9 protein-coding genes and 1 tRNA gene are annotated in these 12,290 nt (G+C 65.2%); 4 read left to right on the forward strand and 6 right to left on the reverse strand.

What is annotated here, in order from left to right:
- Nucleotides 1–746: 746 nt before the first annotated feature.
- Entirely contained in the window at nucleotides 747–1,043 is a 297-nt protein-coding gene (locus tag ACFHVL_RS19095) for a hypothetical protein (RefSeq protein ID WP_416629516.1), read from the reverse strand.
- Nucleotides 1,044–1,705: 662 nt separating this feature from the next.
- On the opposite strand from ACFHVL_RS19095, the gene ACFHVL_RS19100 reads away from it, so the two are divergent.
- On the forward strand, nucleotides 1,706–3,886 hold the full coding sequence (locus ACFHVL_RS19100) for a hypothetical protein (protein ID WP_416629517.1): 2,181 nt from the start codon (nucleotides 1,706–1,708) through the stop codon (nucleotides 3,884–3,886).
- A gap of 112 nt (nucleotides 3,887–3,998) precedes the next feature.
- Here ACFHVL_RS19100 and ACFHVL_RS19105 read toward each other — a convergent pair whose 3' ends face one another.
- The 3 genes from ACFHVL_RS19105 to ACFHVL_RS19115 form a co-directional block, all read right to left on the reverse strand.
- Nucleotides 3,999–4,526: a GNAT family N-acetyltransferase gene (locus ACFHVL_RS19105; protein ID WP_416629519.1), complete on the reverse strand. Its 528-nt coding sequence runs from the start codon at nucleotides 4,524–4,526 to the stop codon at nucleotides 3,999–4,001.
- Between the two features lie 136 nt (nucleotides 4,527–4,662).
- Nucleotides 4,663–5,322 carry a YdcF family protein gene (locus ACFHVL_RS19110; RefSeq protein ID WP_416629520.1) on the reverse strand — a complete coding sequence of 220 codons (660 nt, stop codon included), beginning with the start codon at nucleotides 5,320–5,322 and terminating at the stop codon, nucleotides 4,663–4,665.
- Nucleotides 5,323–5,336: 14 nt separating this feature from the next.
- Nucleotides 5,337–6,104, reverse strand: a complete 768-nt coding sequence (locus ACFHVL_RS19115) for a GntR family transcriptional regulator (protein ID WP_416629522.1) — start codon at nucleotides 6,102–6,104, stop codon at nucleotides 5,337–5,339.
- Between the two features lie 371 nt (nucleotides 6,105–6,475).
- Here ACFHVL_RS19115 and ACFHVL_RS19120 point away from each other — a divergent pair, with 371 nt between their 5' ends.
- Nucleotides 6,476–6,637: a hypothetical protein gene (locus tag ACFHVL_RS19120; RefSeq protein WP_416629523.1), complete on the forward strand. Its 162-nt coding sequence runs from the start codon at nucleotides 6,476–6,478 to the stop codon at nucleotides 6,635–6,637.
- 348 nt (nucleotides 6,638–6,985) lie between these two features.
- On the opposite strand, the gene ACFHVL_RS19125 is transcribed toward ACFHVL_RS19120, so the two are convergent.
- Together ACFHVL_RS19125 and ACFHVL_RS19130 are read right to left on the reverse strand one after the other, a co-directional pair.
- A tRNA-Arg gene (locus tag ACFHVL_RS19125) sits at nucleotides 6,986–7,058 on the reverse strand.
- 139 nt (nucleotides 7,059–7,197) lie between these two features.
- Nucleotides 7,198–7,977, reverse strand: a complete 780-nt coding sequence (locus ACFHVL_RS19130; protein ID WP_416629525.1) for a glucose 1-dehydrogenase — start codon at nucleotides 7,975–7,977, stop codon at nucleotides 7,198–7,200.
- 212 nt (nucleotides 7,978–8,189) lie between these two features.
- Here ACFHVL_RS19130 and ACFHVL_RS19135 point away from each other — a divergent pair, with 212 nt between their 5' ends.
- Both ACFHVL_RS19135 and ACFHVL_RS19140 read left to right on the forward strand, forming a co-directional pair.
- On the forward strand, nucleotides 8,190–9,638 hold the full coding sequence (locus tag ACFHVL_RS19135) for a dihydrolipoyl dehydrogenase family protein (RefSeq protein WP_416629527.1): 1,449 nt from the start codon (nucleotides 8,190–8,192) through the stop codon (nucleotides 9,636–9,638).
- Between the two features lie 1,871 nt (nucleotides 9,639–11,509).
- Entirely contained in the window at nucleotides 11,510–12,205 is a 696-nt protein-coding gene (locus ACFHVL_RS19140) for a cellulose binding domain-containing protein (RefSeq protein ID WP_416629577.1), read from the forward strand.
- The last annotated feature ends 85 nt before the right edge of the window (nucleotides 12,206–12,290 follow it).

Below are 12,290 nucleotides of genomic sequence, written 5' to 3' on the forward strand. Positions count from 1 at the left end.
CCGATCGACCGACGAATCAAGATCAACAAGCCGTCAGGCATCCATGATCAACACTTAATGCAAGACCGAGGTTAGGAATGGAGTACGGCTCAGGTCGCCTACCGGCCTCTGAGCTGCGGCGGCGCTTGCTACCGGCCGAGGTGTCGTCATGATCAGTCCGCGCATAGTCCGTGGCGGTCCCGCCTCCGAAGCTGGTTGGTGCGGCCGGCCGGCGCCGTACGGATTGCCGCCCCGGCCCTCAGGCCGGGGCGGTTCCCCGTGGCGCTGGCTCACCGCGACCGGACCACGTTCATCGGGGGCAAGCCGCGAAGCGGCGCGGCAGCCGATCGCCCCGCCCTCGACGGTGGACAGCCACCCTGGCGATCGCCACGGCGTCCAGGGGGTTGGGCTGCGGACCGCCCTGGTGAACTCGCTGGACAGACGATCAGCTGCCTTATCGGAAGGGCCTCAGCGCTGGCTACGAGATCGGCGGACCGCCCAGACCCCGCCAACGATCGCCGCAGCAGTCGGCAAGAGGCAGCAGAACATCAGGACGAACATGTGCCACGGCTTGAGAGCTCCCATGGCCCGGAGGATAGGCGCCGATCCCCAACGCTGCTGTCCCTGCTCTGGGGCCGGAGCGAAGTTGGTGCGTGGAGCCTCAGTTTGGAAGAGCGTGCTCAACCGACCGTGATGCCCGAAACGCCTACGGCCGGCGGTTCCCTGGGGTGCGTCTCGTGCCCCCTCGTGACCGCTCAGCCCTCTGGCTACTGGCCCGTGGATGGCCCGTCGGACTCAGGCTGGCGCTCGGCTTGCCAGATGGCGTGTCCCTTCAGCAGATATCCGGTCCAGTAGATCGCGAACAGGATCAGGAAGCACGTGAAGAACACTCCTGAGACGATGCTCGCGATAACGAGTGCTTCCCCGCCGTCGGCCAGCCCGTGTGTGGCGAAGCCAGCGAGGCCCAAGACGAAGAAGAGGACCATGTAGATGGGCAGAGTTGAGCTGTCGGCTGGGTGAGGCACGCGAGGCAGCCAGGGGGCGTGAGAGTCTTTGCTGATCACGTCATGAGTATCAGGTACGCCGCTCGGCGGAAGCTAGCGGATCTTTCAGGAGGGTAGAGGTTCGGGGCGGAGCCCCGAGGTCTTCAAGGTTTGGTCGTCCCTCAGCGTGGCCGGCCGGCCCGGCCGATGCCGGCCGGAGGTCGCCAGCAGGCCGAGGCCAGGCCGGCGCGGCCCGCTTGCGGGCCGCCTTGATCCAGAAGAGAACAACTCGGCAGTCAGGGCAGCCCTGCCGGGACCATCGCCTGCAGGGGGATGAGACGTGGCTGGATCGCGGCGTTCGCGTTCATCTACGATCGGGAGGTCCGCCGAGGCTGGCAAGAGCCGGTTGCAACGGTTGCACCTATCGTTCAGGAAGCCTGAGCACCCGGCGGCCAGCACGACAACCTAGTCATCTAGATGCTGCCATAGGGGCGACCATTGTGGCCAAGAGATATAGCTCATCGATGTTGGCTATCGCAGGAGGAGCATCCCTTGCCTGTGCGGCAGCGCTGGTGTGGCTTCTACGGCTAGCCGGACTGGCGTGGGACTGGCTCGAACCGGGTAGCTGGGTGGCGACCATCGTTGGTACTCCCATCGCGTGTTTCCTCGCGCTATTAGCCCTACGTCGGTCAACTCGCGATCTGCCGTTTCCTTCGGCTGGACGGACTCCTATCTTGGTTGGCGTGCGGTCATTTGAACCTCAACTGGCAGGAATTCATCCATCAATCGAGATCTCGGGTCAGTCCGACATGCAGACGTTACCTGCGCACATTCCTCGAGAGGTCGACGTCAAGCTGCGGGCGCTGCTATTGGCGCCTGAGTCGATGAAGTTCGTGCTGTTGCTTGGCGGCTCGTCAGTGGGTAAGACGAGGGCGGCGTATGAAGGGATACGAGCCTGTCTGCCAGAATATCAGGTACTCGTACCGTCAGATAATCGCGATATTCTCTGGATGCTAGATCGCAAATTGCGAAAGCCTCTAGTAGTTTGGTTGGATGAGCTGCAGAGGTTCTTGATTGATCAACCAGATCATTTCGACAAAGGTCATTTGTTGGCGCTGTGGTCGCTGAGAAAGCCGGTGGTCGTCATAGGGACCATGTGGCCGGATCACTATCAGGCTTTTCTTGAGCCTAGTCGCGGCGACAGGATGAGTGAAAAGTCGGATCGGGCAAGGCAGGTCATCAATATGGCGCAACTCCTGTATGTCCAGGAGCATTTAGCGCCGACCGAGATGTCGACAGCGAAGGTCTTGGCGGAGAAGGACCCAAGAATCAAGATCGCTCTTGATGACAAGAACTACGGCGTTACTCAGGTGCTCGCTGGGGCACCTGACCTGGTCGATAGATGGATCTACGCGAACCGGCAAGAAAAGTCGGTTATCACTGCGGCAATCGACATCGGGCGAATGGGTATAGGTGGGCCGCTATCGGACTTGCTACTGAAGACTGCCGCTCAGGTCTACATGGATAGTGAGACCCTGGCGCGAGCCCCTGTGGACTGGTACGATTCAGCAATCTCTTATGCTATCAAGCCACTTAAAGGTGCTGTTTCGGCTCTAATTCCAGTTGCTGGCATCGCTGGGATTACCGAAGGTTACCGCCTAGCGGATTATTTGATACAGTACGGCGGGAAGGCCATGTCGTCTCAATTCATCCCGAACGCGCTCTGGAGAATCGTGGCGGAACAGGTGCATGATCCAACAGATTTGAAGTCCTTGGGTGACGCGGCTGAGCTGCGCGGGCTTTACGGATACGCGGAATCTGCACTTCGCCGGTCGATGGCCGGGGGAAATTCTGACGCAGGCAACCTCTTGGTGAGGTTGCTCGAGGATCAAGGTCGATCCGAAGACGCTATCGTGGTGGCGAGGTCGGCAGCGGCTACCGGTGACGCGAGATCAGTGGAGGTTTTTCTCGATCATCTGCAAGGGCTTGGGACAGAGGAAGCGTTCCGGGAGATGCGGAAGGCGGTTGATTCTGGCATTGTTCTTCCCGACATTGACGCAAGATCGCGTTTGGCCTCGATGTTTTCCGAAATTGGAGATCTGGAATCTGCCGAGGCTCAACTTAAGCAGGCATTGCTGGAGGGACGAAATGGCGCACACGATTCATACGCCAATTTTCTGCGGAGAGCTGGCCGACTAGACGAGGCTGATGCTCAAGCTCTGCTTGCTGCACGTGCTGGCAGTTATCTTCAATATCTATTTCTGGCTAGCCGGCTCGTGCAAAAAGGGTCTTTTGCTGAAGCGGAGGCTTTCTATCACGAGGCGTCGGCGCAGGGGAATCATGACGTCGCTACGAGTTGGTGGCGTCGTATACTTGTGGAAAACGAGCGATTTGATGAGGCGCAGAAACTAGTCGGTTCCCTGGGTGGCGTTGAGCTCGACATCGCAACCGCTCTCAAGCGGTTGGGGCAATCGACCGAAGCTCTCGAGATGTATCTGAAAGCAGATGAAGCTGGCGACATTTTTGGATCCATTTATGCGGCCGAGATGCTAGAAGGCCAGGGTAGATTCGAAGAGGCGTATTTGCTTCGATCCAAGATGGCAAAGAATCCAGACTTCCCCTGGGGTGTTGAGGGTCTCCTTGGTCATCTCGCCAAGCGCGACCGTCTAGATCTCGCTGTCGAGACTCTCAAGGAGCTTGCGATGATCGGCCGCTTCGTATCTTCCGATGACCTGGGAGATGCGCTTATTCGCAGTGGTCGAATTGATGAGGCGGTGATCATGTACAGGAGGTCGGCTTTTTCTGGAACGGACGGAAGTGAGGTGCACTCCCTATGGAATGCATTGCTAAAGCATGGCCATGAAGATGTAGCTATGAAAGTGCGGCGTTATGGCTTCCAATGGGGCGATGATTTTGCTGCGTGAAGGGTGGGTCCGTGGTCTTTACGGTCTCGAGTTGCGTGCTGCATCTCCGATATGCTGTGTGTGTACGTCCGCCGAACCTGCTGGGTACCTGGAGCTGTTCTGCCTGCGGTATTCACTCTGGGGCGAGGATGGAGTAGAGCAGGGAGTCTCGCCATGCGCCGTTGGTGTGGACGTGGTCGCGTAGGCGGCCTTCGTAGGTCATGCCGAGCCGCTTGACGACGGCGACGGATGCGGCGTTGTCGGGTCCGATGGCGGCGGTGATGCGGTGTAGTCCGAGTGTTTGGAAGCCGTGGGTGATGAGGGTGTGGGCGGCGTCGGTGGCGTAGCCGTGGCCCCAGTGGTCGGCGTGGATGGCGTAGCCGAGTTCGGCGGCCTGTACGCCGCTGAGTCCGAGGCGGCCGAACCCGATCATCCGGTCGTGTTTGTCGACGATGGCTAGGTAGTACTCGGTGCGGGGCTGGTGTTGGGCGCGGGTGATGGCGCCTTCGATCATCGCGGCGGCCTGGCGCTGGTCGCGGGCGTCGAAGGACAGCCAGCGGGTGACGCGCTCGTCTCCGACGATCCCTGCGGCGTCGGGGATGTCGCTGGTGCGGAAGTCGCGCAGGTCGAGGAGTCGGCCGGAGAGGTGGATCGGGTCCATGCCGCTGATGGTGCCTTACCGGGGCAGGGCGTTGGCGGGGGTGTGGGTGAAGTGCTCGATGCCGTCGACCAGGTCGCGGGCGTCGGTGGCGAATCAGTCTTGGGCGTCGTACTCGTCGGCGATTGGCTCAGCTCTGTCACTTGACGAGTCTTTTGGCGTAGCCAGCGTTGATGAGGCGAGCGTTCGCGGCGGTGACGGCTTCTGGTAGCTCCTGGGGGATGGCGTAGCCGAGTTCGGCGTACTTGTCGATGCGCTGGGTGTCGCCGACGAGCATGTTGATCACTTTGTCGGCGTCGCCGATGCTGCTGACGTAGTCGTCGAGCGTCAGCGGGTGGGACGCGCAGATGACGTCGACCTCTGGCCAGAGCTTCCCGGCTGTGGCGTAGGCGCGTCGTTGCTGGTACGGCCGGGACATCAGGATGACGGATCGGGGGTGGATGTCGTGCTCAGCGAGGATGCGGCGGGTGTTGGTGATGTTCTCGCCCGTGTTGGTCGCCTCGGTCTCGATGAGGATGGCGTCGTCGGGTACGCCGTTGGTCAGGGCGTGTTCGCGGTAGTGGACGGCTTCGCCTCGGGGGAACCGGTCGATGGTGGTGGGCGCGTTGGCGCCGGTGAACACGAGAAGGGGATACATGCCTCGGTGGTAGAGGTCGGTGGCGACCTTGGCGACGCCGAGGTCATGGCTGCCGAGGCCGATACCGACGTCGACGGGGTGCAGGTCGTGGCCCATCTGGTGGTAGCTCCACAGACACTCGACGTCGCGGCGGTGCTCGGCTGGGATGGTGATGCGGTTCATCGCGGCCCGCCTCCCTAGTCCGGGATGGGGAAGCTGTAGGACCAGGTGAAGCGGGACGCTGCGTGCACTCCGCGGGCGAACTCGACTGGTCGGCCGTCGCTGATGACGGTGGTGCGGTGCAGGATGACGACGGGCTCACCGGCAGGAAGCTGTAGTTCCTTGGCCTCGTCGGGTGTGGGCATGCGGGCATGCAGGGTTTCGGTGATCTGGTCGGGCTCGAGTCCGCGAGAGGTGAGGACGGCGAATCCGCCTCCGCGTCCGGCTGGGCCGGCGGTGGCGTCGACCAGTGGTGATCCTTCGACGTCCTCGGGCCGGTAGTAGCTGGTGAGGGTGTGAGTCGGGACGCCGGCCTCCTTGACCAGGCGGGCGCGTTCGTAGACGGATGCGCCGGGCGGTAGGTGGAGCGCGTCGGCCGTGTCTCGGTCGGCTTCGGTGAGTCGGATGCTGTTGGTCTGGTCGCCGGGCGTCCAGGGTCGTCCGGTCGCTTCCCTGTCGGCGGCGAACGCGACCAGGTCGCCGGTCTTCCACTTGCTCTTGGCGTATCGCTCGGCTCCGAGTCGCTTCATCGGCAGCTGCGGACGGATGATCGTGCCGCGTCGGCGGACGGGTGTGACGAGTCCTTCGGCTTCCAGAACGCGGACGGCTTGTCGCACGGTGTTGATGTTTACCCCATGCGCAGCTGCGATCTCGTTCTGCTTGGGCAGCGTCCCACCTTCGGGATAGTCGCCCCGTCGGATGGCGTCGCGTAGGAGGTCCGCCAGTTCGCGGTAGCCCATCCTCATGCATCCTCCTCGCCAACGGGACAGAATTACTTTATCTACTCAGAACGTGCGATATATAGTTATTAGAGCTAGTTCTATTGACGTATGGGTGAGACGTAGGGTCTCATAGAACTATTCCTAATGCTGCGACGGCTGGGGAGTTTCATGCTCGGCGCAGCATATGTTCCACCAAGCCGGCCGGATCACCTGACGCTCGTAGCGTCGCAGGCCGTGGCCGGCGCACTGGACGGCGACGGATTGCGCGGCCGTTCAGCACTCGCCTACCTGTGACTCCTGCGCAGGGGCGGGGTGGAAGTACGTCACCCAGCGGGCCGACCTACAGGCGGTCGCCGGGGGTACGGGTCGCGGGGGTGCGTGGGTGCGTCGGTCGTGTGTGGACTGCGCCGGCTCGGGGAGGTCGGCCGCGTGAGCTGGGCACCGGGGAGTGGATCTGGCAGGAAGGCGTCAAGATGATGCACGACGGCTGGTCCGGGGATCGCGTCCTGGTCCTCGTGCGGGCGTTGATGTTCGCCGCCGACGGCGGGCAGTCGTGACGGCATACCTGTCCGCTGACGCGCGGAAGGCGCTCACGGCGCAAACTCTGCTCGATCTGCGCGTTCCGTCGGTCAACGACGGGAATCGACGGTCAGGAGGCGACGGTCAACCAGCGGATCGGCGACGCGTTGCAGGGCTTTGGTGGGTAGGCTCGCGGTGTCGGCCACCAGTCCGGATCTTGCTCCGGGGACCGGGTGTGACCTGGGGAAACGCCTTCAAGATCAATCCGTGAATAGTCCGTGGCTGGCGACAAACGGCGGCTTCCGGTGGCATCCGGCTGCATGTTGTGGATCATCGACGGATCTGCGTACGCGCTGGTCAGCTGGCGTTTTCGCTGATCTTTGGGGTGCCCCCGGCAGGATTCGAACCTGCGACACACGGTTTAGGAAACCGATGCTCTATCCCCTGAGCTACGAGGGCGCGACGGCCCAGTCTAGCGACCGGTGGTCGACCCGGGATGGCAGGGACCGGCGGCGGCCCGTCGCGGCCCGCCGGCGGTCAGGCCACCAGACCCCGGCGGTACACGTACACCTCGGACTGGACGCGGTCGCGCGGGGGCTTACGCGCCCTGTCCCTGGTTCTGCATGAGGCCACCGTCCATGAAGTACGTGGACCCGGTGACGTAGTCCGCGTCGTCGCTGGCCAGGAAGACAGCGAGTCTGGCAATCTCCTCCGGCTGGGCGGCCCGCTTCCACGGGATCGACTGGACCTGCTCCTGCAGGAACTTCGGGTCGTCGATCGCCTGCTGGTTGAATGGGGTGAGCACCATCCCGGGCCCGATGTTGTTGACGTTGATGTGCATCGGGGCGACCTCCAGCGCGAGACTCTTGGCCAACTCGAGCATGCCGCCCTTGCTGGCGTCGTAGTCCGCACCGCCGGCCCGGGCGACCTCCTGGTGGATGGAGGTGATATTGATGATCTTCCCGTGGCCGCCCTGGTTGCGGCGGTGCCGCACGAAGCGCCGGCAGCAGAAGAACATGCCGTACAGGTTGGTGCGGATGGCGCGATCCCAGGTCTCGGTGTCCAGATCCGCCACCGGGGTTCCGGCGGCGTCCACCCCCGCGTCGTTCATCAACACGTCCAGGGTGCTGAACTCGGCGAGTGCCTCGTCGAACATCGCCTCGACCTGATGCTCGACGCTGATGTCGCCCTGGACCACCACGGCCCGCCGGCCAGCCTTCTCAATCTCGGCCTTCGTGTGGTTCGCCCCGGCGTGGTCGTGCAGGTAGTGCACCACGACGTCGGCGCCTTCCCGGCCGAACTCGATCGCGGTGGCCTGCCCGATGCCCGAGTCCGAGCCGGTGATGATGGCGGTCCTGCCCGCCAGCCGTCCGGTCATCCGCCCGCTCCCTCCGTAGCTGTCACATCTGCCGGCATACCCGTTCACCGCAGCTCTAACCGGGCGTGGGTCGGTCAGGCTGTCGTCGTCGGGAGAGTTTCGGAAGCCAAGGGAGAGTTCCGGAAGGTAGATCACAGCCGCGGACAGCTCGGTAGGGCAACCTGGAGGGGTCGCCCTGTGCGGGCGGTGCCGACAGCGAGAGTGGGACAGGTATGGACGAGTGGGATCTGGCGATCGTCGGTGGCGGCACGGCCGGCATCGTGGCGGCCAAGACCGCCGGTCGGTTCGGCGCCCGGGTGTTGCTGGTCGAGTCCGACCGGACCGGGGGTGACTGCCTGTGGACCGGTTGTGTACCGAGCAAATCGTTGATCGCCGCTGCGCATGCCGCGTACACCGTTCGTACCGCCGCCCGGTTCGGGGTGCACGCCGGCCGGCCGAAGGTGGACGACGCCGCGGTGCTGGCGTACGTGCGGGCCGCCATCGCCCGGATCGAGCCGGTCGACTCTCCGGCGGCGATCAGCGCGGACGGGGCGCAGGTCGTGACCGGCCGGGCGGAGTTCACCGGACCGGGGACTCTGCGGGTGACCGGGGCCGACGGCGCGCGGGCGGTGCGGTTCCGCTGGGCGGTGCTCGCCACCGGCTCCGTCCCGGTCGTACCGGATCTGCCCGGTCTGGCCGAGGCGGACCCGCTGACCACCGAGACGCTGTGGAATCTCGACGCGTTGCCGCAACGGGTGGCGGTGCTCGGTGGCGGCCCGGTCGGCTGTGAGCTGGGCCAGGCCCTCGCGAGACTCGGGGTACGGGTCACCATCGTGCAGCGGGCCGACCGGCTGCTGGCCAAGGAGGAGCCGGAGGTGGGCGCCCTGCTCGCCGAACGGCTGCGCGCCGAGGGGGTGACCGTGCTGACCGGGGCGAACGTCGAACGCGTCGACGGCGGCACGGTGAGTCTGACCGGCGCGGATCCGGTCGTGGTCGACCGGATCCTGGTCGCCACCGGCCGGCGACCCCGTACCGGCGGGCTGGGACTGGCCGCCGCCGGGGTGCGCTGCGACGAGCGGGGCCGGGTCGTCGTGGACGGGCTGCTGCGGACCAGCAACCGGCGGATCTTCGCCGCCGGTGACGTTACCGGTGTGCTGCCGTTCACCCATGTCGCGGGGGTGCAGGGCGGCTACGCCGCGACGAACGCGTTGCTCGGGCTGCGCCGCCGCGTCGACTACGCGGCGGTCCCGTGGGTGACGTTCACCGACCCGGAGGTGGCACACGTCGGGGCGACCCTCGCCCAGGCCCGGCGCCGCCACGGCGACCGGGTCCACTGTCGACGGTTGACGCACGAGCACGTCGACCGGGCGATCGCCGACGGACGCCCGGACGGGTTCACCCTGCTGGTGATCGGCCCGGCCGGCCGGCTGCTGGGCGCCACCGTGGTGTCGCCCCGGGCCGGGGAGTCGATCGCCGAGTTGGCGGCCGCGATCCGCCGGGGAGCGAAGGTACGCGACGTCGCCGGCACCGTGCACGCCTATCCCACGTACGCCGACGGGCCATGGAACGCCAGCCTGGCCCAGGTTCGGGCGGACCTTGCTGGGCCGCTGCTCTCCCGCGCTGTCGGCATCCTGTGCGGCCTGCGACGCGCCCTGCACCCGGTCCAGGGTCTCCGCCGGTGATCCCGACGAGACCGGGCCGGTGACGAGCGAGACCCCGCCCGTGGCGATGTCCCGGTGGCGCGGATCACCGCCTCACCGTGGCCGAGGCTGGCGCTGCTGACAGGTCTCCTGACCGGCGCGGCGACGATGCTCGCCACCTGGGTGGTCTGAGCGTGGAGACGCTGCGCGCCGGGGCCGCCGGCTCTTGCTGGCAACGCCTGACCGATCGCCTGGGTGGGCCGCCGTGGTCGCGGTCGCCGCCAGACTGGAGATGCCGTCGACACCTTGCGGACATCTTGCTGGATTGTCGGCATCTTGACATCCCTCCTGGCAGACGCTAACTTGAGCACGAATGCATCGATGACCATGGATGTAAAAATCTTCATGGTGGCGGTGACGGCTGGCCGAGACTGCCACCGGGCGGCCACTCACGACGGGGCGTTGGTCGAGCACGGCCATACACCGGGGCCACCGGAGCTAGCCTCAGGACGCCTCGATGCATCCCGATCTCCTGTTGCACACGTCAGAGGGAGGCAAGAATGAAAGCAGGTGAGTCCCTGCCGCTCGGCCGGCGTGGCCGGTGGTGGACGGTCTTCACAGTGGCGGCGATGGTGGTAGCTGTCGGTCCGACACTGGGTGCCGAATCCACCCTCGTGTCACGCGCTGAGGCAGCGGCTGACTCGGGGCCCGCCGCGGCGGCGGTCCCACCCGCGTTCCCCGGTGCGGAGGGAGCGGGAGCCAACGCCAAGGGCGGCCGTGGCGGTGACGTCTACTACGTGACGACGCTCGCCGACGGCGGGGCAGGGTCCCTGCGAGCCGGTATCGACAGCGCGCCGGCCGGCGGTAGAACGATTCTGTTCAAGGTCTCGGGCACGATCGCGCTGAACTCCAATCTCGGGATCAACAGGTCGAACATCACGATTGCCGGCCAGAGCGCGCCCGGCGACGGGATCGCGATCCGTAACTACACGATCGGCATCGGTAACGGGGCACACGATGTGGTGATCCGCCACATCCGGCTGCGGACCGGGGCGAATGACTCGCGCGACAGTATGTGGATCTCGTCCGGCCGCGACATCATCATCGACCACGTGTCGGGTTCGTGGGGATCGGACGAAGTGATCTCGGCAAGCCGCGACGTTCAGAACCTGACGGTGCAGAACACGATCATCTCCGAGGCGTTGAACCGTGACAACCACGCGTTCGGCAGCATCATCGCCTCCGCGCACGACACCACGTACTCCTGGCACCACAACCTGTGGGCGAACAACGTCAGCCGCAACCCGCGTCCGGGCACCGACGCCCCGGACCCGGGCTTCCGACTGGACCTGCGCAACAACGTCTTCTCCAACTGGGGCTACGCCGCCGGTTACAGCGGCAGCGACGACGGTCCGATCGAGCTGAACTACATCAACAACTACCTGGTGGCTGGGCCGAACTCGACCGCGACGTGCGCCATGGACAGTGGCGGCAGTCTCCGGAACTATCAGTCGGGCAACATGATCGACTTGAACAAGAACGGCCGGGTCGACGGTAGCGACACCGGGTGGGGGATGTTCTGTGGAAACTACACCAGACAGAGCAGCCAGTGGCCCGTCCCGCCGGTGACGACCGATTCCGCAGGCACCGCGTACGCGCGGGTGCTAGCTCAGGGCGGCGCGATGCCGTGGCGTCGTGACGCGGTGGACAAGCGAATTGTCGACTCCGTCCGTCAGCAGAACGGGAGGATCATCAACAACGTCTCCGACGTCGGCGGCTGGCCCACCCTCGTCTCGGAGCCGGCACCCACCGACACCGACAGTGACGGCATGCCGGACTACTGGGAGCAGGCCCTCGGGCTCAACCCGACCAACGCTGCGGACCGGAACAACACCGACGCGGCCGGTTACACGATGCTGGAGAAGTACCTGAACTGGTTGTCCGACGGCCATGCGACGGTCAATCGCAACGATTCGGTGGACGTGGACCTGCGTGCCCTCAACGGTGGCTTGGCCCTGAACTTCACCGTCGCCTCGGGCAGCAATGGCACGGTCACCCTGCTGGGCGACGGCCGTACCGCCCGGTTCACCCCGGCGGCCAACTACAGCGGTTTGGCGAACTTCACCTATACGGCGACTGATCCGGCCAACGGATTGGGCTTCGGACCAGTGAGTGTGGGCGTGCTGGTGAGGGGCAACGGCGGCCCGCCGCCGACCACTGCACCGCCGACCACGGCACCACCGACCACCGCACCGCCGACCACGGCGCCACCGACCACCGCGCCACCCACGACGGGATGCCGGGTCACGTACACCGTCAACGCATGGAACACCGGGCTCACCACGGCCATCAGCGTGACCAACACCAGCACCACGACGGTCAACGGATGGACGCTGGCGTTCACGCTGCCCAGCGGGCAGACCATCACCAATGGCTGGAACGCCACCTACTCCCCGATGAGCGGGCTGGTCAAGGCCAGCAACGTCTCCTACAACGGCACGATAGCCCCGAACTCCTCAGTCGACTTCGGCTTCCAGGCCACCCACACCGGCAACGCCGGGCGACCGTCCTCCTTCACCCTCAACGGCACCGCCTGCGCGGTCCTCTGACCGACCAGCCGGCCGGCAACGGTGGCCCTCCGGCCACCGTTGCCGGCCGGCGCCACTCTCGCCGTCGCCCGCATTCTGGGTGGCG

It is taken from the genome of Micromonospora sp. LOL_023 (assembly GCF_048060115.1).
In the GTDB taxonomy this organism is placed as follows: domain Bacteria; phylum Actinomycetota; class Actinomycetes; order Mycobacteriales; family Micromonosporaceae; genus Micromonospora_E.

Bases quoted from the DNA above. Each gene is read 5' to 3' on its own strand.
- ACFHVL_RS19130 (WP_416629525.1), bottom strand. From the start codon at position 7,977: ATGACCGGACGGCTGGCGGGCAGGACCGCCATCATCACCGGCTCGGAC.
- ACFHVL_RS19115 (WP_416629522.1), bottom strand. From the start codon at position 6,104: ATGAGGATGGGCTACCGCGAACTGGCGGACCTCCTACGCGACGCCATC.
- ACFHVL_RS19135 (WP_416629527.1), top strand. From the start codon at position 8,190: ATGGACGAGTGGGATCTGGCGATCGTCGGTGGCGGCACGGCCGGCATC.
- ACFHVL_RS19110 (WP_416629520.1), bottom strand. From the start codon at position 5,322: ATGAACCGCATCACCATCCCAGCCGAGCACCGCCGCGACGTCGAGTGT.
- ACFHVL_RS19105 (WP_416629519.1), bottom strand. From the start codon at position 4,526: ATGGACCCGATCCACCTCTCCGGCCGACTCCTCGACCTGCGCGACTTC.
- ACFHVL_RS19140 (WP_416629577.1), top strand. From the start codon at position 11,510: ATGCTGGAGAAGTACCTGAACTGGTTGTCCGACGGCCATGCGACGGTC.